Raw genomic sequence first — 21,370 nt, 5'->3', positions numbered from 1 at the left:
TGCCCCGTGATCACCGCCGCGCAGCTTCGAGCCGCCCGTGCCTTGCTCAGGATCGACCAGCGCGAACTCGCGCAGCGCTGTTCGCTGTCGCTGCCGACGATCCAGCGCATGGAAGCCTCCGAAGGGGTGATCCGCGGCAATGTCGATTCCCTGGTGAAGCTGGTCGACGCGCTGTCGGTTGCCGGCATCGAGCTGATCGCCGAGGGGGCAACCTCGAGCGCCGGGGGGCGCGGTGTGCGGCTGAAGTCTCCACCCCCGAGCGCAGGTGGCCAATAGCGATGATGACGCGCGCGCAAATCATGATCCAGGAGCGGCTATGATCGCCGTGGCGCTATGGTCAGTGGCGGCTCTGCTGGCGCTGGCGCCTGCGGGAGTCGTGCTGTCGACGCGCCCGCGCGGCTCGATCATCCTCTACGGCGGATGTCTGATCGCCACATCGACGCTATGTGTCACGGCGCTGTCGGATCTGCTCTATTTCCCTCATCTGACGCCGAGCGCGACACTGCCGATCGGCCTACCCTGGCTCGGTGCCCATTTCCGGCTCGATGCGCTGTCTGCCTTCTTCCTCGTCGTCGTCAATCTCGGCGGCGCCGCCGCGAGCCTGTTCGCGCTGGGCTACGGCCGGCACGAGGACTCCCCCGGCCGCGTGCTGCCGTTCTATCCTGCCTATCTCGCAGGGATGAACGTCGTCGTGCTGGCAAACGATGCCTTCAGCTTCCTGGTCGCCTGGGAATTCATGTCGCTGACCTCCTGGGCGATGGTGGTGTCGCATCACCGGGAGGCCGAGAATGTCCGCGCTGGCTATGTCTATCTTTTGATGGCAAGTTTCGGCACGCTGGCGCTGCTGCTCGCTTTCGGCCTGCTCGCGAGCGGTGCTGGTTACGATTTCGATGCGATCCGAGCCTCGCATCCTTCCGCTGCGCTGAGCGGCGTGGTGGTGATCCTCATGCTGCTGGGCGCCGGCTCCAAGGCTGGCCTGATGCCACTACACGCTTGGCTGCCGCTCGCCCATCCCGCCGCACCCAGCCACGTCTCTGGCCTCATGAGCGGCGTCATGACCAAGGTCGCCGTCTACGGCTTCGTGCGCATCGTGTTTGATCTTCTGCCCGAACCGGTGTGGTGGTGGAGCATGGTGGTGCTGCTGGTCGGCGGTCCCTCGGCGACGCTGGGCGTGCTCTATGCGCTGATGCAGCGCGATATCAAGCGCGTGCTCGCCTATTCAACGATTGAGAATATCGGCATCATCTTCACCGGCCTCGGGCTGGCGCTGGCTTTCAAGGCGGAAGGGCTCGACTGGGTGGCGGCGCTCGCTTTCACCGCGGCGATGCTGCATGTATTCAATCATGCGCTGTTCAAGAGCCTGTTGTTCTTCGGCGCCGGCGCGGTGCTGGGAGCAACCGGCGAGCGCGACATGGAGAAACTCGGCGGGCTGATCCATCGCATGCCGAAGACGGCGTTCGCGGTGTTGGTCGGCTGCGTCGCGATCTCGGCATTGCCGCCATTCAACGGCTTCGTTTCGGAATGGCTGACCTTCCAGGCGATCCTGCTCTCACCCCAGCTGCCCTCATGGGGCCTCAAGCTGATCATTCCGGCGGTCGGCGGTTTGCTGGCGCTCGCGGCCGCCTTTGCCGCGGCCTGCTTCGTCAAGCTCTATGGCATCAGCTTCCTCGGCCGGCCACGTTCGGATGTCGCGGCGTCGGCACATGAGACCGACCGCTTCTCGCTGACCGCGATGCTCGTGCTTGCCGCCTTCTGCCTCGTTGCCGGCATCCTGCCCGGGTTGTTCATCGATGCGCTGGCGCCGGTGAGCAAGAATATGGTCGGCAACATTATGCCGCATCAGGTCGGATTGCAGTGGCTCACCATCGTGCCGATCGCGGAAAGCCGCAGCTCCTATAACGGCCTTCTGGTGTTCCTGTTCGCGGCACTCTGCGGCACGACGGCGGCGACAGCCATTCACCGCTTCGCCTCCGACCGCTTACGCCGCGCGCCGGCCTGGGATTGCGGCTATCCCGATCCGAACCCAGCGATCCAGTACTCAGCCTCCAGCTTCTCGCAGCCGATCCGCCGCGTATTCGGCAGCGTCATCTTTGCCGCACGCGAAATCGGCGAGATGCCGCCGCCGTCCTCGCCGGTTCCTGCGCGGCTCCGGGTCGAACTGCACGATCTGATCTGGGATGTGCTGTACGCGCCGATTGCGAAGCTCATCGGCTTTGCGACGGACCGCATCAATATCTTGCAGTTCCTCACCATCCGCCGCTACCTGACGCTGGTCTTCGTGGCGCTAATCGTGCTGCTGCTGGTGGTGGCACTATGAACGCGCTGAGCGACGTCCTCTCCCAGGGCGCCCAGATGTCGGTGGTGCTGGGGGTCGCGCCGCTACTGACGGGTTTCGTGCGGAAGGTGAAGGCTCGGCTGCTACGTCGGCGCGGGCCGCCGCTGCTCCAACCTTATCGCGACCTCATTCGCCTGATGCGCAAGGACGTCGTGCTCGCGGACAACGCATCCTGGCTGTTCCGTGTCATTCCCTATCTGATCTTCGCGGGCACCTGGGTCGCCGCCTCGCTGGTGCCGACTTTCGGCAATGGCCTGTTGTTCTCCTGGACCGCCGATCTCATCGCCATCATTGCGCTGCTCGGCAGCGCCCGTTTCTTCCAGGCGCTCGCCGGCATGGACGTCGGCACCGCCTTCGGCGGCATCGGCTCCAGCCGCGAGGTCATGATCGCCTCTCTCGCCGAGCCCGCGATGCTGATCACAGTGTTCTCGGTCGCGATGATCGCTGGCTCGACGCAGCTCCCCAACGTGGCCGAGTTCATGGGCTCGGACGCGGTCGGTCTGCGTGTGTCCCTGGGCATGGCGTTTGTGGCACTGACCATCGTAGCGCTGGCGGAGAATGCCCGTATCCCGGTCGATAACCCCGCCACCCATCTCGAGCTCACCATGGTACACGAGGCCATGGTGTTGGAATATTCGGGGCGGCATCTCGCGCTGATCGATCTGTCGTCGCACCTCAAGCTCCTGCTCTATGTCTCGCTGATCGCCTGCGTGTTCCTGCCATGGGGCACGGCGACTGCAGACGCGGGCGTTGGGAGGCTCGTCTTTGGCGCGCTGCTCTATTTCGGCAAGCTGGCGGTACTTGGCTTCTTGCTCGCCGTGTTCGAGACGTCGATCGCCAAGATGCGCGTGTTCCGGATTCCGGAGTTCTTGGGCGCGGCGCTGATGCTGGCATTGCTTGCCACCCTGTTGCGCTTCGTGTCGGGGAGCCTCTAAGAGATGAGCAGCCTGCAATTCGACATCGCCCATCTGCTCGCCGGCTGCCTCGTGCTGGCGAGCTTCATGATGCTCTATCAGGACCGGCTCTATGCGCTGCTCAATGTCTATGCGCTGCATGCCAGCGTGCTGGCGCTATCGGTAGCCTGGCAGGCCTATGTGCAGCAAGCGCCGCATCTCTATGTCACGGCGCTGATCGCGCTGGTCTTTAAGGCCATCATCATCCCGGTGGCGCTGCACCGGATCATCAAGCGGCTCGGTATCCACCGCGAGATCGAGAATGTGATCGGTATCGGGCTGACCATGATGGCTGGCATCGGCCTCGTCGCGCTGTCGATGGTGGTGATGCTGCGGGTGACGCCGAGCGCCGATGCGCTCGCGCGCGAGGACCTGGCCTTCGCGCTGTCGGTGGTGCTGTTGGGGCTCCTGATCATGGTTACGCGACGCAACGCCGTGAGCCAGGTCGTCGGATTCATGTCGCTGGAGAACGGGCTGGTGCTGGCGGCAACCGGCGCCAAGGGCATGCCGCTGGTGGTCGAGATCAGTGTCGCCTTCTCGGTGCTGATCGCCTTCATCGTGATCGGCGTCTTCCTGTTCCGCATCCGCGAGCGTTTTGACAGCGTGGACGTGCAGGAGCTTGATCGTTTTCGCGGAGAGCGGCGATGAGCGTCGACGCCCTCAGCGCCATCCTCTTGATCCCGGCCCTTTCGGCGGCGGTGCTGGCAATTTTGCCCGGCTACCGACTCACGGCGAAGCTGAACGTAGTGGCAGCGCTCGCGACCTTCCTTACCTCGCTCTCGCTGTTCGTGGTCGAACCGGTATCGGGGCAGTATCTGCTGATGGACGATCTCAACAAGGTCTTCATCGTGTTGACCACCTTCGTCAGCCTCACCACATCGGTGTTCAGCGCAAGCTACATCCAGCACGAGATCGAGATCGGGCGCCTGGCGCCGGCGTTCCTGCGCTTCTATCACGCGATGTATCAGACGCTGATGTTCGCGATGAACCTCGCGCTCGTCGCCAACAATATCGGCCTGATGTGGGTCGCGGTTGAGGTGGCGACGCTGACGACCGTCCTGATGGTCGGCATCTACCGCACCCATGAGGCGCTGGAAGCGGCTTGGAAATATTTCATCCTCGGTAGCGTCGGCATCGCGCTCGCGCTGTTCGGCACGATCCTGGTCTATATGGCGGCGCGCCCCGTGGTGGGCGAGGGACTTGACGGCATGGTGTGGACGGTGCTGGTGAAGCACGCCGCACAGTTCGACCCGGAGTTGCTCAACGTCGCCTTCGCCTTCCTCCTGCTCGGCTACGGCACCAAGGTCGGTCTCGCACCGCTGCATGCTTGGCTGCCCGATGCGCATGCCGAGGGCCCGACGCCGATCTCGGCGGTGCTGTCCGGCCTGTTGCTCAATGTCGCGCTCTATGCGCTGCTGCGCTTCAAGATGATGCTCGCGGTCAACTCCGCGGCGATCGCGCCGGGTCCGTTGATGGTGACCATGGGTCTGATCTCGGTGATCTTCGCCGCGCTGATGCTGTACCGGCGCCGTGACATCAAGCGGATGTTCGCCTATTCCTCGATCGAGCATATGGGCATCATCGTCTTCGCCTTCGGCATGGGCGGGCCGCTCGCGAATTTCGCAGGGCTGTTGCATATGACCATGCATTCGCTGACCAAGTCGGCGATCTTCTTCGCGGTCGGCCATATCGCACAGGTCAAGGGCACACAGAAAATCGCCGATATCGGCGGGCTCACGGTGACCAACCCCGCGCTCGGCTGGGGCCTGATGCTCGGCGTCATCGCCATCGTCGGGCTGCCGCCGCTCGGCATCTTCATGAGCGAGTTTCTAGTGGTGAGCTCGACTTTCGCCCGCGCGCCCTGGCTGACGGTAATCCTGGTGCTCGGCATCATCATCGCGCTCGGCGGGCTTTGGTTGCGGATCGGCGCGGTGATGTTCGGCGAGCCCAAAGGCAAGACCGCGCCCGCGGAAGCCTCCTACGTGCCGATGTTCACGCACCTCGGATTGGTGCTGATGGCCGGCATCTATCTGCCGCCGGTGCTGGTCACCGGCTTCCAGAACGTCGCGAAGCTCCTGGGGTAAGCCATGGGCATCCTCGACAGCATCTCCCATATCCATACGGTGTCGTCGCATCGGCCCTGGCCGCGCGCGGTCGTGACGGAGGCAGGCTGGCAGGCGGCGATCGATCGACTGGTCGAGGGAAGCCTCACACTGCTTGGCTTCTGGGGCGAGCCGACCGCGGTGCATATGGCGATGCTCGATGGCGGCTCGGCCGAGATCGCGGTCGTGACCTACGAGTGTACGGCCGGCACGTTTCCAAGCGTCGCCAGCCGTCATCGGCCGGCGCTTCGGCTGGAGCGGACTATTCATGATCTGTTCGGGCTTGTTCCAACCGTCGCTGACGATCTGCGGCCATGGCTCGATCACTATGTCTGGGGAAAATCCTATCCACTCTCGGGCCGCAACGCATCGCGCGACGTGCGGCCATACCAGTTCCTACCGGCCGAGGGCGAGGCGTTGCACCAGGTGGCGGTCGGCCCCGTCCATGCCGGGACCATCGAGCCCGGCCATTTCCGCTTCACCGCCAATGGCGAGCATGTGGTGCGGCTGGAGCAGTGGCTCGGCTACACCCACAAGGGTATCGAGTCGCTGATGCAGGGCGCGAGCCTCGAGGCCGCGGCAAAGCTCGCCAACCGCACCTCCGGCGACAGCGCCGTCGCCTATGCCTTCGCCTTTGCGTGTGCCGTGGAAGCGGCGCTGCAGATCGAGGCGCCTCGGCGAGCGACGCTCTTGCGGGCGCTGATGGCGGAACTGGAGCGCCTCGCCAATCATTTGGGCGACATCGGGGCCATCTGCAACGACGCTTCGTTCGCGCTGATGCATGCCCAGACCGGCATTTTGCGTGAGCGCTGCTTGCGCGCTGCGAATGTCGCGTTCGGCCATCGCCTGATGATGGACGTCATCGTGCCCGGTGGTGTGACGCGTGACATCGCGCCGGACGGCGTTGCCGCGCTGCGCGCGCTGCTCGCGGAGCTACGAAAGGTCTTTCCGCGCTTGATCGAGCTCTATGACAACACGGCGTCCTTGCAGGATCGCACCGTCACCACGGGCATCGTGAAGGCGGAATATGCGCGCCAGTTTGGCGCCGGCGGTTATGTCGGCCGCGCCTCGGGCCGCGATTTCGATGCGCGGCGGGCGATGGCCTACCCGCCTTACGACGCGTTATCGTTCGAGGTGCCGGTACTACAGGCCGGTGACGTGAACGCGCGGGTCTGGATCCGAATCCGCGAGGTCGAGCAGAGCGTCGGGTTGATCGAGCAGATCCTCGACCGACTTGGGCCGGGAGAGCTCGCAACCGCGCTGCCTCCCAGGATCGGCCACGGTGCCTGTGAAGGCATGGCGCTCACCGAGGCCTTCCGCGGCGACGTTCTGGTGTGGCTGCGGCTCGATGACGAGTTGCGCGTCGAACGCTGCCACCTGCGCGACGCGTCGTGGTTCCAGTGGCCGCTGCTGGAAACCGCGATCGAGGGCAACATCATTGCCGACTTTCCGCTCTGCAATAAGTCGTTCAACTGTTCCTATTCGGGTGCGGACCTCTAAACCATGCGCAAGACCCTGCTCGAAAGTCTCACTCATGGTTCGCTGACGGAGCCCGCGCCGGCGCCGGACGAGTCGGCGCTGGCGGAGCTTGCAACGAAAGTCAACCGCGCTGCCCAGGCCAGGCTTGGGCGTTCTCTCGCCATTCGCGAGGTCGATGCCGGGTCCTGCAACGGCTGCGAGCTGGAGATCCACGCGCTGTCCAACGCCTTCTACGACATCGAACGTTTCGGCCTGCGCTTCGTCGCCTCGCCGCGCCACGCCGACGTGCTGCTGGTCACGGGTCCGGTGACGAAGAACATGCGACAGGCGCTGGAGCGGACCTACAACGCGACGCCCGATCCGAAATGGGTCGTCGCGGTCGGCGGCTGCGCGATCGATGGCGGTATTTTCAGGGGCAGCTACGCCTGCGTTGGCGGCGTGTCCGAGACAATTCCGGTGGATTTGCACATCAAGGGCTGCCCGCCGTCGCCGACGGACTTGTTGAAGGGCCTGCTCGCGCTGCTGGAGCACGTCAGCGGCAAGCGCTAAGCCGCACCCACACACTCCCCCGAGGCGGTCATGGTCAGGCCAAGCTGCGATGGTGTCGAGCAGGGCGAGCGCTAATCCACCAAGATCACTCTGATATCGTTCACGTTGGTCAGCGTCGGTCCCGGCATGAGCAGATCGCCGGTCGCCTCGAAGAAGGTGGTCGCGTCGTTGTTGTCGAGATAGGCCTGCGGCTTAAGCCCCTGCGCCTTCACCTTGGCGAAGGTGGCCGCGTCGATCAGCGCGCCGGCGGGGTCGGTGGGATGGCCGGCGCCGCCATCGGCGCCGTCGGTGTCGCCGGCCAGCGCCGAGATGCCAGCCGTGTCCTTCAAGAGGCTGGCGAGCGCCAGTGCGTATTCCTGGTTCGGTCCGCCGCGCCCATTGCCGCGCACCGTGACCGTGAGCTCGCCGCCGGACAGGATCGCGACGCGCTTGCCTTGCGCGCGCGCTTGCAGCGCGAGCTTGGCATGATCGGCGGCGACCTCGCGGGCCTCGCCTTCGAGATCGGCGCCGAGGTCGATGGTCTCGTAACCGGACTCGCGCGCGAGCTTCACCGCCGCCTCGAGCGACTGCTTGGGCCGCGCGATCAGCTCGAAATGCGCGCGCGCGAAAGCGGCGTCGGCAGGCTTGCAGCTTTCATTGGCGGGATCGTCGAGCGCGCGGCGCACGGCTTCGTCGATGGCGAGCTTGTATTTCGCCACGATCGCACGCGCATCGGCCAGTGTGGTCGGATCCGGCACGGTGGGGCCGGAGGCAATCGCGGAAGGGTCGTCATGCGGCACGTCGGAGATCGCCAGCGTCACGATCTCGGCGGCGTTTTTGCCGGCGCGCGCCAGCCGGCCGCCCTTGATCCGCGACAGATGCTTTCTGACCGTGTTCATCTCGCCGATCGGCGCGCCGGAGCGGAGCAGCGCCTTGTTGACCGCCTGCTTCTGCGCGAAGCTGATGCCGTCGACCGGCGCGATCCAGTTCGCCGAACCGCCGCCGGTGAGCAGCACCAGGAGGAGATCGTCAGGGCCGGCCTCGCCTGCGAGCGCGAGCGTGTCGGCCGCGCCCTTCAGGCCGGCCTCGTCAGGCACGGGATGGCCGGCCTCGACCACGCGAATGCGGCGCGTCGGCACGCCGTAGCCGTGGCGCGTGGTGGCGACGCCGAGCAGCCGCTCCGGCGCCAGCTTCAAGGTGTCGAGATAATGCCGTTCGGCGGCCGCGGCCATGGCGCCCGCGCCCTTGCCGGCGGCGAGGCAGATCACGCGTCCTTTGGGCGCGGGCCTTAAGTGCGGCGCCAGAATTGTGCTCGGATGGGCGGCGGCAACGGCGGCGTCGTAGAGCGCGCGGAGCAGGGGACGTCGGTCGATCATGACGAAGGCCTTGGGCAGACAGGGGAGATCGGCGGCATGCGCCGCCAGTTACATGCCTACCGCATCAGGTGCAAAAGCGTAAGCAGGCTTTGCGATCATTCGATTATGCAATCGCGTAATCACAATCGGCGCGCAAGCAAAAACCCCCTGCGATGGTTCGCGGGGGGCTGTTGTCGTTGCGTCAGGCTGCTAGCCGCCGGCGTCGGCGCTGATCACCTCGCCGAACAGTTCCCAGCGCTCGCCCTTGAACTTCTCGAGGCGGAGCTGGCTGATTGGCGCAAAGTCGTTCGATCCGGTGTTGATCTGGATGCCCGGCAGCAGTGCCTCCGTGCGGAAGTTCTTCAGGCTGGCGGCCTGCTTCATGAGGTTCTCGCGCGTGAGATTATCGCCGCACTGCTTCAGCACCTGAACCAGCGTCTGCGCCACCGCGTAGCCGACGATGGTGCCCTTGTCGAGCTTGTCGCCGTCGGGGAAGTACTTGGTCATGAAGGCCAGAAACTCCTTCATGCCGGCATCGTTGCTCCATTCCGGATCCGACACGTCCTTCAGATAATCGGCCGAGATGATGTCCTGGCCGTTCTCGAAGCCAGCGGGCTTCATTACGCTGCCGACGGAGGCCGAGACGTTGTTGAGGAAGTGCAGCGGCTTCCAGCCGATCTCGGCGTTCTTCTTGATCGCTTGCGCGGCGAATTTCGGCGTGGTGATGTTCATGAAGACGTCGGCACCGGTCGACTTCATCTTGACGATGTGGCTGTCGATGGTCGGCTCGGAGGTCTCGTAGCTCTCCTCGATGACGATCATCGAGGCGGCTTTCGCCCCTAGGCCGTCCTTGAGGCCCTTCAGATAGTCCTTGCCGTAGTCGTCGTTCTGGTAGAGCACGGCGATCTTGGCATCCGGCTTGTTCTTGAGCAGCCACTTCGCGTAGATCTGCGTCTCGCTCTGGTAATTGGGCTGCCAGCCCATGGTCCAGGGGAAGTTCTGCGGATCGTTCCATTTGGTGGCGCCGGTGGCGACGAACAGCTGCGGTACCTTCTTCGAGTTCATGTATTTCTGGATCGCCGTGTTCGGCGGCGTGCCGAGCGAGTTGAAGATGAACAGCACCTCGTCGCTCTCGACCAGCTTACGCGCCTGCTCAACCGTCTTCGGCGGCGAATATGCGTCATCGTAGGAAACGAAATTGATCTTGCGGCCGTTGATGCCGCCCTCGTCGTTGATCTTCTTGAAATAGGCGGCTTCGGTCCGCCCGATGATGCCGTAGGCGGAGGCCGGTCCGCTATAGGGCATGATGTTGCCGATCTTGATCTCGGTGTCGGTCGCGCCGGTATCGTACTTTTTCTGGGCCGATGCAGTGGAGGCCGAGGCCGCAATGAGCGCGAGCGCCAGTGACGCGGCCGCAAGTTTGCCGGTGACAGCAGGCATTCCAATCTCCCTATTTTCTTGATGTGTGCGTCCTTCTTCTTGGCTTGATCGTTTTTGGTGACGCAGCCCGCAATTCAATACGATTTGCCCAAGAGCTTCAAGGAAAAGCCCCTGCGGCAAGGCCGCAGGGGCTTCGTCTTTAGTCGATCGGGGTACGCCTTTAGCGATTGGTTAAGGTCAGCCGCCGACGTCGCCGCTCAAGATGTCACCAAATCGCTCCCAATGCTCGCCCTTGAAGCGGATCAGTTGCAGCTGCGAGAGGGGCGCGAAATCGGTGGCCGAGGTGTTGACCTTGATGCCCGGCAACAGGCCGGCCGGCTCGTAGTCCTTGATATTGGCGGCCTGCTTCATGATGTTTTCGCGGGTCAGATTGTCGCCGCAGGATTTCAACACGTGCACCAGGCCTTGCGCGACGATGTAGCCGTACATCACCGAGGCGTCGGCGCGGTTGGCTTCCGGATAGTACTTATCCAGGAATTCGTTCCAGGCGATCATCGCCGGATCGCTCTTCCATTGTGCGTCGGTCGGGTCCTTGAAATATTGCGAGGAGATGATGTCCTGGGCGTTCTCGAAGCCGGCCGGCTTGATCACGCTGCCGATCGAACCCGATACGTTGTTGAGGAAGTGCAGCGGCTTCCAGCCGATCTCGGCATTCTTCTTGATTGCCTGTGCCGCGAATTTCGGCGTCGTGATGTTGAAAAACACGTCGGCGCCAGTCGCCTTCATCTTGACGATGTGGGAGTCGATGGTCGGCTCCGATACCTCGTAGCTTTCCTCCACCACGATCATCGAGGCCTTGGCGCCGAGCCCGTCCTTGAAGCCCTTCAGATAGTCCTTGCCGTAATCGTCGTTCTGGTAGAGCACGGCGATCTTGGCGTTCGGATGGTTCTTCAGGATGTACTTGGCGTAGATGATCGACTCGCTCTGGTAGTTGGGCTGCCAGCCCATGGTCCAGGGGAAGTCCTTCGGATCGTTCCATTTGGTGGCGCCAGTGGCGACGAACAGCTGCGGCACCTTCTTCTGGTTCATGTATTTCTGGATCGCGGTGTTCGGCGGTGTGCCGAGCGAGTTGAAGATCAGCAGCACCTCGTCGCTCTCGACGAGCTTGCGCGCCTGCTCCACCGTCTTCGGCGGCGAGTAGGCGTCGTCATAGGTGACGAAATTGATCTTGCGGCCGTTGATGCCGCCCTCGGCGTTGATCTTGCGGAAATAGGCCTCCTCGGTCTTGCCGATCACGCCGTAAGCGGAGGCTGGCCCGCTATAGGGCATGATGTTGCCGATCTTGATTTCGGTGTCGGATGCGCCGGTGTCGTATTTCTTCTGCGCCAGGGCTGTCGTGGACAGGGTGGCAGCCAGCACGAGGGCAGCCGAGAAGGCCCCCAATCGCACATGCATTGCAGGCATCTTGATCTCCCTAGGTAGGTTTGAATGTGCCGTGTTCTTGATCGGAAGCGATCGTTGCGCGTCGCTCTGGTAAGCATTCAATACCCTTCCCGGGCGGCCAGCAAGGAGAACGCCCCGCCGGAGCTGCCGCCGCGAGGCGATCTTTTTTGAGAGGACGTGGAATATTCCGGCGCTTGAGATGGGATGCGCTGTTAACCAGCTGCGCGGAAGTTGTCTTGTTAAATGTAGGCTATTTTGAATTGCGCGTTTGCGACGCTCAGTGTCCGATCTCGCTGGAGATGATGTCGCCGAACAGCTCCCACTTCTTGCCCTTGAAGCGCATCATCTGGAGCTGCTCGATCGGAGCGAAATTGTCCGGCGCGGTGTTGATCTTGATCCCGGGCAGCAGCGTATCGGGTTCGAAATCCTTCAGGCTCGCGGCCTGCTTCATGACGTTCTCGCGGGTGAGGTCGTCGCCGCACATTTGCAGCACCTTCACCATGGTCTGCGCGGCGGCATAGCCGAACACCACACCGGCATCGAGCTTGTTCGCCTTGGGCGCGTACTGGGCGAGGAAGTTATAAAACTTCTTCATGCCGTCATCGACGTTCCACTGCGGGTCGGAGCCGTCCTTGGTATAGCTCGCCGACAGGATGCCTTGCGAGATCTCGAGGCCCGCCGGCTCGATCACGCCGCCGACCGAAGCCGAGACGTTGGAGATGATGTGCATCGGATGCCAATTGATCTCCGCCGCCTTCTTAATGCCTTGCGCGGCAAATTTCGGGCTGGTGATGCTGATGAAGATGTCGGCGCCAGCCGCCTTCAGCTTTACGACGTGCTCGTCGATCGCCGGCTCGGAGGTATCGTAGGCTTCTTCCAGCACGATCATCGAGGCCCTGGACCCCAAGCCGTCCCTCAATCCGTTCAGATAGTCCTTGCCGAAATCGTCGTTCTGATAGAGCACGCCGATCTTTCCGTCCGGCTTCTCCTTCATGATGTATTTGGCGTAGATCCGCGCCTCGCTGACGTAGCTCGGCTGCCAGCCCATGGTCCAGGGATATTGCTTGGGATCGTTCCACTTGGAGGCGCCGCTCGCCACGAACAATTGCGGCACCTTCTTCTCGTTCATGTACTTGCGGATTGCGCTGTTGGTGGAGGTGCCGAGCGAGCCGAAGATCAGCAGCACCCCGTCGTTCTCGACCAGCTTGCGTGCCTGCTCCACCGTCTTCGGCGGCGAATAGGCGTCGTCATAGGAGATGAACTTGATCTTGCGGCCGTTGATGCCGCCCTCGGCATTGATCTTGTTGAAATAGGCCTCCTCGGTCTTGCCGATCGCGGCATAGGCGGAGGCGGGGCCGCTATAGGGCATGATGTTGCCGATCTTGATCTCGGTATCGGACGCGCCGATGTCGTATTTCTTTTGCGCCAGCGCCTCGCTGCTCATTGCAGTGCACAACGCGAGTGCGGCAAAAAAGGCCGCAACCTGAAAACGAACGGCAGTCATTGTTCTCCTACCCCGAGCTGGATCGGCGCCGCATTGAACAAGATTGGCGCTCGGCGTCAACAAAAAGCCCCCGCGGTCGCCCGCGGGGGCTTATCGACTTGAATTATTGCGTCAGCGTGTCATTCGGAGGCGACGTCGCCGCTGATGATCTCGCCGAAAAGTTCCCACTTCTCGCCCTTGAAGCGCTGCATCTGGAGCTGCGCAATCGGAGCAAAGTCGGTGGTGCTGGTGTTGATCTTGACGCCCGGCAGCAACGTGTCCGGAGCAAAGTCCTTCAACGACGCCGCCTGCTTCATAAGGTTGGCGCGGGTCAGATCGTCACCGCACAGTTCCAGGACCTTGGCCAGAGTCGACGCTGCGCCATAGCCGTAGACCATGGCGGTGTCGGTCTTGTCGGCACCCGGCATGTACTTGTCGACGAACTCGTTCCACTTCTTCATGCCGGGGTCGTTGTTCCACTGCGGATCCGTCGAGTCCTTGGCATAGGCAGCCGACAGCACGCCCTGAGCGTTCTCGAAGCCAGCCGGCTTCATCACGCTGCCGACCGAGATCGACACGTTGGTGAGGATCTGGAGCGGTTTCCAGCTGAGCTCGGCGGTCTTCTTGATGGTCTGGGCCGCGAACTTCGGCGTCGCATAGATCAGCAGCACGTCGGGATTGGCGGCCTTGATCTTGACGATATGGCCGTCGATCGACGGCTCGGACACCTCATAGCTCTCTTCCATGATGATCATGGACGAGGCCTTGGCACCGAGGCCGTCCTTGGTGCCCTTGAGGTAGTCTTTGCCGAAATCGTCATTCTGGTAGAGGATCGCGATCTTGGCGTCCGGCTTTTCCTTCATTAGCCATTTCGCATAGATCTGCGCTTCGCTCTGGTAGGAGGGCTGCCAGCCCATGGTCCAGGGGAAGTTCTTCGGGTCGTTCCACTTGGTGGCGCCGGTGGCGACGAAGAGCTGCGGGATCTTTTTGGCGTTCAGGTATTTCTGGATCGCGCTGTTCGACGGCGTACCGAGCGGGTTGAACACGGCCAGCACCTCGTCGCTCTCGACGAGCTTGCGGACCTGCTCGACCGCCTTCGGCGGCGAATAGGCATCGTCATAGGTGACGAAGTTGATCTTGCGGCCGTTGATGCCGCCCTTGTCGTTGATCATCTTGAAATAGGCTTCTTCGGTCTTGCCGATGATGCCATAGGCCGACGCCGGACCGCTGTACGGCATGATGTTGCCGATCTTGATCTCGGTATCGGACGCGCCGGCGTCGTATTTCTTTTGGGCGAGTGCAGCGCCGGAGGTGAGGGCAATGGCCGCCGTTGCCGTGACCAGCGCGGCGGCTCGCAGTGTTCTTCCAAAAAGCAATTCGGTCTCCTTCGTTAAACGACTGTCGTGATGAGAGGTATTCAGGTCTTTCTGAGCTTGCCGGAAAGTTGCTGGCCCAGGATCGCGAGCTGCCTTGCGCCATGCGGCACGAGGTAGATGACGAGGAACAGGAGCACGCCGAACACAGCGCCGGAGAGGCCTTTGGAGATGCCCTCCGCGATGTTCGGCACGAAGATGATGAAGGCCGCGCCGACGAAGGAGCCGGGCAGCCAGCCCACGCCGCCGACGACCATGCCGAGGAACAGCGAGATCGCGAGGTTGATCGTGAAGCTGTCCGGCGCCACAAACTGCACCGCGATCGCCCCCAAGGCGCCGGCGATGCCGGTGATGCCGGCGGACACGCCAAACGCCAGCGTCTTGTAGAGCGCGACGTTGACGCCCATCGAGGACGCCGCGATCTCGTTGTCGCGGATCGCCATGAAGGCGCGTCCCGAGCGGGAGCGCAGCAGGTTCACCGAGAAGACGTAGATCGCGAGCGTGACCGCAAGCGTGAAGTAATAGAGCCACATGTCCTGCGACATTGGCAGCCCGAACGGCGCGTCCGGCTTGGTGACGACGAGGCCCTGCACGCCGCCGGTCCAATGCTCGAGGAAGTTAAGCTTGAGCAGTTGCGGCATAGCTGTGGCGAGCGCGAAGGTCGCGAGCGCGAGGTAAACGCCGGAAAGCCGCAGCGCCGGCTGCCCGAACAGGAAGCCGAAGCCGAAGCAGACTACTCCGGCGATCGGCAGCGTGAGCGCGTAGTTGACGTTGAAGTACTCCATCAACACCGCGGTCGTATAGGCGCCGACGGCATAGAAGGCGCTCTGGCCGAGCGAGAACTGGCCGGAGCCGCCGGTCAGGATGTTCAGCGCCAGCACCGCAAGCCCGTAGATCAGCAGCATCGTCATCTGGAAGATGATGAAGTTCTTGACGAAGACGGGTGCGATTAGCAGCGCCGCGACCACCACCAGCGAGGTGGTCGTGCCCAGCGTCATGGCCCGCTTCGGAACGGCTTCGACCGTCTCGTGGCCTTCCGCGACGACTTCTTCTGCTGCGCTCATGATCAAACTCGCTTGACGATGTGCCGGCCGAACAGGCCAGCGGGTTTGACGACCAGGACGGAAATGATCAGCGCAAGCGCGATCGGAAGTTTTAGTTCATTGCCGACGCCGGGAATGTAGGTGCCGACGAGGTTTTCGAAGATCCCCATCAGGAAGCCGCCGACCACAGCGCCGAACGGGCTCGACAGACCGCCCAGTACCGCCGCAGCAAAGCCGTAAAGCAGGACGCCGACCATCATGTTGGGCTCCAGGAACACGACCGGCGCGATCAGCATGCCGGCAATCGCGCCGATGGCAGAAGCCATGCCCCAGCCGAGCGCGATCATCCAGCTCGTGTTGATGCCGACGAGCCGCGCCGATTCAGGTAGCGAGGCGGCCGCCCGCATTGCGAGCCCGATCCGCGTGTACTGAAAGAAGAAGTAGAGCGCGACCAGGAGCAGCAGGGTGACACCGATCATGCCGGCCTGGTGGGTCGAGATCAGCTGACTACCCAGGAACGGCGAGGAGCCGAACGGGGTCGGGTACTGCTTGATGGTAAAATCCCAGATCAGGCCGGCCGAGGAGTTGATGATGGCGAACAGCGCGATGAAGCCGGCGACATTGGTCAGGATCGGCGCCTTGGCGAGCGGCTTGAACAGGATGCGCTCGATGGCGATGCCGCCTGCGAACGCGAAAGCCAACGTAAGGACGAAAGCGACCCAATAGGGCACGCCCCATTGCATCAACTGCCAGGAGATGAAGGTCGAGAACATCGCCATCTCGCCTTGCGCGAAGTTGAGATGGTCGATCGCCTGGTAGATCATGACCACGGCGAGCGCCATGCAGGCATAGATCGCGCCGGTGGCAATCCCGGCCAGGACCTGGTTGGTGAACAGCTCCATTGTCCTGGCTCCCTAAAACTTGCCCGATGTGATGTGAACTGCGACGGCGTCGTAGGTCCACCTCTCCCTTAGGGAGAGGTCGCGCCGAAGGCGCGGGTGAGGGGTCTTGGTCTCACGGTGAAGCTGCGGCCCCTCACCCGATTTGCTGCGCAAATCGACCTCTCCCCTGCGGGGAGAGATATGCGGAGAGCGCGGATAATTCATTGCCATCATCCGCTCCCTCAGTAACCCAGATAGGATTTGCGGATTTCTTCGTTGTTCGCGATGTCCTTGGCTTTGCCCGACATCACGATGCGGCCGGTCTCGATCACATAGGCATGGTCGGCGAGTTCGAGCGCGAGCTGGGCGTTCTGCTCGACCACCAGGATCGTGACCTTGTCCTCGCGGTTGATCTTGCCGAGGATGCCGAAGAGGTCGCGGACCACCAGCGGCGCAAGGCCGAAGGAGGGCTCGTCGAGCAGCATCAGCCGTGGCCTCAGCATCAGCGCGCGGGCCACCGCGAGCATCTGCTGCTCGCCGCCGGACAGCGTGCCGGCCTGCTGGGTGTGCCGCTGCTTCAGCACAGGGAAATGCGCATACATGCGCTCGATGTCGGAGACGATGCCGGCACTGTCCTTGCGGGTAATGGCCCCGAGCTGGAGGTTCTCCTCCACCGTCATGTTGGTGAAGGTGCCGCGGCCCTGCGGCACATGGGCGATGCCGAACCGCACGATGTTCTCGGTCGAGCGGTTGTTCAGCGGCTTGCCGTCGAACTCGATGCCGCCGGTCGAGCGCACCATGTTGCAGATCGCGCGCAGCGTCGTGGTCTTACCGGCGCCGTTGGCACCCAGCAGCGTCGTCAGCGAGCCCTCGTTGAGCGAGAAGGACAGGCCATGGAGCGCCTGGACCTGGCCGTAATAGGCGCGCAGGTCCTTGACGTTGAGCAGCGTCGTCATTGGTCCTTGCTCCCGAGATAGGCCTTGATGACGTCCGGGTCCGCCTGCACCTGGGCAGGCGTGCCTTCCGCGAGCTTCTTGCCGAAATTGAGCGCGACAACGTGGTCGGCGATCGACATCACGAGGCCCATGTGGTGCTCGACCAGCAGCACGGTCATGTGGCGATCGTCGCGAATGCGGCGAATGAGATCGCCGAGCACATAGACCTCTTCGTGATTGAGGCCGCCAGCCGGCTCGTCGAGCAGCAGGATCTTCGGATCGGCCGCCAGCGCACGGGCCAGCTCGACGCGCTTCTGTGTGCCGAAAGGCAGGCCGGAGACGACAGTGTGGGCGACATTCTCGAGGTCGAGATAGGCAAGGATCTCGTGCACCTTCTTGTTGACGCTGGTTTCGCTGCGCCGGACCCAGGCCAATTTCAGGGAGTCGCTGACGATGTCGCTGGAGGTCTTCGAATGGGCGCCGACACGGACATTGTCCATCACCGACAAATTCGGAAACAGCGCCACGTTCTGGAAGGTGCGGCCGATGCCGATCTCGGCGATCCGGTGCGGCGGCCGCGACAGGATGCTCACGCCCTCCATCAGGATGTCGCCGGACGACGGCTGGTAGAGCCGCGACAGGCAGTTGAAGAGCGTGGTCTTGCCGGCGCCGTTGGGGCCGATCAATCCGAGGATCTGTCCCTTGTGCATGTCGAAGGACACGCCGTTGAGCGCGATGATGCCGCCGAACACGACGCTGACGTCGCGAACCGCGAGCAGGGGCGATGTCCCCCGCGCGAGCTGTGCCTGCGTCATCTCGTCTCGCCCACACTGAGCAGTGGGCGCAGGGGCGATGCGGACCGCTCCCGATGATGACAAAGGCTATCTGAATCCCTCGGCCACACGCGCAACTTTTCCTCCTGATTTCAGCTTTTTGCTGACGTCTTTTTTTGAATGCGGCATCAGACCCCCGAGTGCCGCTTCGATGTTCCTTACCATCGCAAGCAGACGCGGTCCAATGTCGTTGATCAAACGCTCTTCCGTGAAGCGGAATGCGGGCGCGCCGCAATTGAATGCGTAGGGTCCGGTTCCGTCGTTGAGCTTGAGCGCGACACCGGCGGCGCCGATGTCGTCGTGCCAGTCGCCGACGGAAATCGCAAAGCCGTATTTCGCCACGGTCTCGCCGGAGCGTTCCAATCCATCGCGCATCTTTGGCCAGCGGCTGCCGTAATGCTCGCGTAAGAGACGCGAGAGCTCTGCGCGATCGTCGGCGTCGAGCGCCCAGAAATAGGCGCGACCCATCGCACTGGTTGCAATCGGCACGCGCGAGCCGACGTCAAGTTGAACGCCGACCGTCTCGCTGCCGCGGCTCTGCCCGAAATAGATCATGCTGTGACGGTCGCGGCCGCCGACGGCAACCGCCCCGCCGGTCGCGCGCATCACTTCCTCGCGGAACGGCTCGGACAAATGCCGAACGCCGAGATTGGCGAGCGCGGCGTAACCAAGCGACATCGCCGCGGGTGCGAGCTGGTACTTCTCGAAACGGGGAACCGGCGTCAGATAACCGAGCTTCGTCAGCGTATAAGTCAGCCGCGACACGGTCGGCTTGGGCAGATTTGTCCGCGCCGCGATCTCCTGATTGCCGAGAAGGCCGTCATTGGGTTGGAATGCGCGCAATACGTCCAGTCCGCGGGAAAGCGCGACGACGAAATTCCGATCAGTCGCGGTCTTCTTTCCTGTACGCTTCATCCCTGATCTGCTTCTTGCGCGGAGTCGTTGACAACGTCCGTGCTTCAAAATAACCCTGCCGTCAAGATGCGGAATTAAATTCCGCACCGCGAAATCGAACAAAATTAAATCCTCACCAAGGAGGGACACCGTGAGCGAAGTGGTCAAGCTTGAGCGTCATGATGAAGTCGGGATCGTTACGGTCGACAGCCCTCCGGTCAATGCGCTGAGTGCCGCGGTCCGCGGCGGCATCTTGGAGTGCGTCAAGGCCGCGGTCGCCGATCCCGCGATCAAGGGCATCGTTCTGACCTGCGCCGGCCGCACCTTCATTGCGGGCGCCGACATCACCGAATTCGGCAAGCCGCCGAAGCCGCCCGCGCTGAACGACGTGCTGTCCGAGATCGAGAATTCGCCGAAGCCGGTGGTCGCCGCGATCCACGGCACCGCGCTCGGCGGCGGCCTCGAGGTCGCGCTCGCCTGTCATTACCGCGTTGCGGTGAAAGAGGCCAAGCTCGGCCTGCCCGAGGTGAAGCTTGGCCTGTTGCCGGGCGCCGGCGGCACCCAGCGCCTGCCGCGCGCGGTAGGACCGGAACTCGCGGTCAAGATGATCGTCGGCGGTGATCCCATTGGTGCTGCGGAAGCGCTCAAGAACGGACTGATCGAGGAGATCATCGAAGGGCCGGCCTCGGGCGGCGAGGCCTTCGTGCGCAAGCTGCTGGCCGAGAAGCGCCCGCTGCGCCGCCTGCGCGACGACGATTCCAAGCTCGCGGCGGCCAAGGCCGACCGTTCGATCTTCACCAATGCCGTTGCGGCCATGACCAAGAAGTCGCGCGGCCTGGAGGCTCCGTTCGCGGCGGCCGACGCCGTCGGCTACGCCATTGACCTACCGTTCGACGAAGGTCTGAAGAAGGAGCGCGAGGGCTTCCTCAAGCTCGTCGCCAGCGACCAGTCCAAGGCGCAGCGCTATGCCTTCTTCGCCGAGCGCGAGGCTGCCAAGATCGCGGGTGTCCCCGACGGGACCAAGTCGCGCTCGGTCAACCGTGTTGCCATTCTCGGCGCCGGCACCATGGGCGGCGGCATTGCTATGTCGTTTGCCAATGCCGGCATCCCCGTCACCCTGATCGAGACTGGCGAGGAGCAGCTCAAGCGTGGCATGGGCGTCATGCAGAAGAACTGGGAAGCGACCGCGGCGCGCGGCGGCATCCCGGCCGATGCACCCGCCAAGCGCATGGCTTTGATCAACGGCGTCGTCGGCATCGAGAATGTCGGCGATGCCGACCTCATCATCGAGGCCGTGTTCGAGACCATGGCGGTGAAGAAGGAAGTGTTCGGCAAGCTTGACCAGTACGCCAAGCCGGGCGCGGTGCTCGCCTCCAACACCTCGTATCTCAACATCGACGAGATCGCCAAGTCGACCAAGCGTCCGCAGGATGTTTTGGGCATGCACTTCTTCTCGCCGGCCAACGTCATGAAGCTCTGCGAGATCGTGCGTGCCGACAAGACCGCGCCGGACGCGCTGGTGACGGCCGTCACCATCGCGCGCAAGATCGCCAAGGTGCCGGCCGTGGTCGGCGTCTGCGACGGTTTTGTGGGTAACCGCATGCTCGCCCAGCGCGGCAAGCAGTCCGAGAAGCTGCTGTTTGAAGGCGCGCTGCCGCAGCAGGTCGACGCCGTCGTGACCAAGTTCGGCATGCCGATGGGGCCGTTCGCGATGGGCGACCTCGCCGGCCTCGACATCGGCTGGCGCTCGCGGAAAGATCGCGGCATCAAGTCGGAGATCGCGGACGCGCTGTGCGAAGCCGGCCGCTTCGGCCAGAAGACCGGCAAGGGCTACTACAAATACGAGGCAGGCTCGCGCGCGCCGCTGCCGGATCCCGAGGTCGAGAAGCTGATCGACGAGACGCTTGCCCGGCTCGGTCGCAAGAAGCGCGCCGTCAGCGACGAGGAGATCCTTGAGCGCATGATGTATCCGATGATCAACGAGGGCGCGAAGATCCTCGAGGAGGGCATCGCGGCGCGTCCCTCCGACATCGACGTGGTTTGGCTCTACGGCTATGGCTGGCCGATCTACCGCGGCGGCCCGATGTTCTGGGCCGACAGCGTCGGCCTCAAGCACATCGCCGATCGTCTGGCCTTCTACGCCAAGGAGACCAACGACCCCAGCCTCGAGCCCGCACCGCTGCTGAAGAAGCTCGCCGCGGAGGGCAAGACGTTCGCGTCACTGGCGGCGGCGTCGAAAGCGGCGTGATGGAGGCTTGCACTCTCGGCGTCATTCTCCGTTGCGCAATTGCGCAACCTAGATGGCCCGCAGGGCCAGGCCCGGAATCCATCTCGCCGCTGAGTGCGCTGCCAA

General features: G+C 63.2%; 18 protein-coding genes. 8 read left to right on the top strand and 10 right to left on the bottom strand.

What is annotated here, in order from left to right:
- Nucleotides 1-6: 6 nt before the first annotated feature.
- The 7 genes from XH85_RS42500 to XH85_RS42470 are packed head-to-tail and all read left to right on the top strand — an operon-like array spanning nt 7 to nt 7,418.
- Entirely contained in the window at nt 7-276 is a 270-nt protein-coding gene (locus tag XH85_RS42500; RefSeq protein ID WP_091890433.1) for a helix-turn-helix domain-containing protein, read from the top strand.
- 40 nt (nt 277-316) lie between these two features.
- Nucleotides 317-2,317 carry a hydrogenase 4 subunit B gene (hyfB, locus tag XH85_RS42495; protein ID WP_128936681.1) on the top strand — a complete coding sequence of 667 codons (2,001 nt, stop codon included), beginning with the start codon at nt 317-319 and terminating at the stop codon, nt 2,315-2,317.
- A complete protein-coding gene (locus tag XH85_RS42490) occupies nt 2,314-3,270 on the top strand; it encodes a respiratory chain complex I subunit 1 family protein (RefSeq protein ID WP_128936680.1) in 957 nt (318 codons plus the stop codon). The genes hyfB and XH85_RS42490 overlap by 4 nt, the downstream gene beginning before the upstream one ends.
- A 3-nt stretch (nt 3,271-3,273) precedes the next feature.
- The gene (locus XH85_RS42485) at nt 3,274-3,936 is read left to right on the top strand and encodes a hydrogenase-4 component E (protein ID WP_091890424.1); all 663 of its coding nucleotides are present in this window, start codon (nt 3,274-3,276) and stop codon (nt 3,934-3,936) included.
- A complete protein-coding gene (locus tag XH85_RS42480; RefSeq protein WP_128936679.1) occupies nt 3,933-5,372 on the top strand; it encodes a hydrogenase 4 subunit F in 1,440 nt (479 codons plus the stop codon). The genes XH85_RS42485 and XH85_RS42480 overlap by 4 nt, the downstream gene beginning before the upstream one ends.
- 3 nt (nt 5,373-5,375) lie before the next feature.
- Entirely contained in the window at nt 5,376-6,890 is a 1,515-nt protein-coding gene (locus XH85_RS42475; protein ID WP_128936678.1) for a hydrogenase large subunit, read from the top strand.
- Nucleotides 6,891-6,893: 3 nt separating this feature from the next.
- On the top strand, nt 6,894-7,418 hold the full coding sequence (locus XH85_RS42470; protein ID WP_128936677.1) for an NADH-quinone oxidoreductase subunit B family protein: 525 nt from the start codon (nt 6,894-6,896) through the stop codon (nt 7,416-7,418).
- Nucleotides 7,419-7,489: 71 nt separating this feature from the next.
- Here the strand turns inward: XH85_RS42470 and XH85_RS42465 are convergent, their stop codons facing one another.
- The 10 genes from XH85_RS42465 to XH85_RS42420 form a co-directional block, all read right to left on the bottom strand.
- Nucleotides 7,490-8,773, bottom strand: a complete 1,284-nt coding sequence (locus tag XH85_RS42465; protein WP_128936676.1) for a glycerate kinase type-2 family protein — start codon at nt 8,771-8,773, stop codon at nt 7,490-7,492.
- Nucleotides 8,774-8,962: 189 nt separating this feature from the next.
- Nucleotides 8,963-10,192, bottom strand: a complete 1,230-nt coding sequence (locus XH85_RS42460) for an ABC transporter substrate-binding protein (protein ID WP_128936675.1) — start codon at nt 10,190-10,192, stop codon at nt 8,963-8,965.
- 177 nt (nt 10,193-10,369) lie between these two features.
- The gene (locus XH85_RS42455) at nt 10,370-11,596 is read right to left on the bottom strand and encodes an ABC transporter substrate-binding protein (protein ID WP_128936674.1); all 1,227 of its coding nucleotides are present in this window, start codon (nt 11,594-11,596) and stop codon (nt 10,370-10,372) included.
- 256 nt (nt 11,597-11,852) lie between these two features.
- Nucleotides 11,853-13,079, bottom strand: coding sequence for an ABC transporter substrate-binding protein (locus XH85_RS42450; protein ID WP_128936673.1), 1,227 nt, complete (start codon nt 13,077-13,079; stop codon nt 11,853-11,855).
- A 119-nt stretch (nt 13,080-13,198) separates the two neighbouring features.
- Nucleotides 13,199-14,434: an ABC transporter substrate-binding protein gene (locus tag XH85_RS42445; RefSeq protein ID WP_128936672.1), complete on the bottom strand. Its 1,236-nt coding sequence runs from the start codon at nt 14,432-14,434 to the stop codon at nt 13,199-13,201.
- A 41-nt stretch (nt 14,435-14,475) separates the two neighbouring features.
- Nucleotides 14,476-15,495 (bottom strand): branched-chain amino acid ABC transporter permease, encoded by a 1,020-nt coding sequence (locus XH85_RS42440; protein ID WP_128936671.1) that lies wholly within the window; start codon nt 15,493-15,495, stop codon nt 14,476-14,478.
- Between the two features lie 2 nt (nt 15,496-15,497).
- On the bottom strand, nt 15,498-16,376 hold the full coding sequence (locus XH85_RS42435; RefSeq protein ID WP_091890393.1) for a branched-chain amino acid ABC transporter permease: 879 nt from the start codon (nt 16,374-16,376) through the stop codon (nt 15,498-15,500).
- Nucleotides 16,377-16,597: 221 nt separating this feature from the next.
- Entirely contained in the window at nt 16,598-17,311 is a 714-nt protein-coding gene (locus tag XH85_RS42430; protein ID WP_091890390.1) for an ABC transporter ATP-binding protein, read from the bottom strand.
- A complete protein-coding gene (locus XH85_RS42425; RefSeq protein ID WP_091890387.1) occupies nt 17,308-18,105 on the bottom strand; it encodes an ABC transporter ATP-binding protein in 798 nt (265 codons plus the stop codon). Before XH85_RS42425 ends, XH85_RS42430 begins: the two co-directional genes overlap by 4 nt.
- Nucleotides 18,106-18,171: 66 nt before the next feature.
- The gene (locus tag XH85_RS42420) at nt 18,172-19,038 is read right to left on the bottom strand and encodes an IclR family transcriptional regulator (protein WP_164934744.1); all 867 of its coding nucleotides are present in this window, start codon (nt 19,036-19,038) and stop codon (nt 18,172-18,174) included.
- Between the two features lie 130 nt (nt 19,039-19,168).
- On the opposite strand from XH85_RS42420, the gene XH85_RS42415 reads away from it, so the two are divergent.
- On the top strand, nt 19,169-21,265 hold the full coding sequence (locus XH85_RS42415) for a 3-hydroxyacyl-CoA dehydrogenase NAD-binding domain-containing protein (RefSeq protein WP_128936670.1): 2,097 nt from the start codon (nt 19,169-19,171) through the stop codon (nt 21,263-21,265).
- Nucleotides 21,266-21,370 lie beyond the last annotated feature (105 nt).

The sequence above is a fragment of the Bradyrhizobium zhanjiangense genome, from assembly GCF_004114935.1.
Classification (GTDB): domain Bacteria; phylum Pseudomonadota; class Alphaproteobacteria; order Rhizobiales; family Xanthobacteraceae; genus Bradyrhizobium; species Bradyrhizobium zhanjiangense.
The sequence above is the reverse complement of the archived record's forward strand: the minus strand, read 5'-3'. Positions and strand labels throughout refer to the sequence as shown.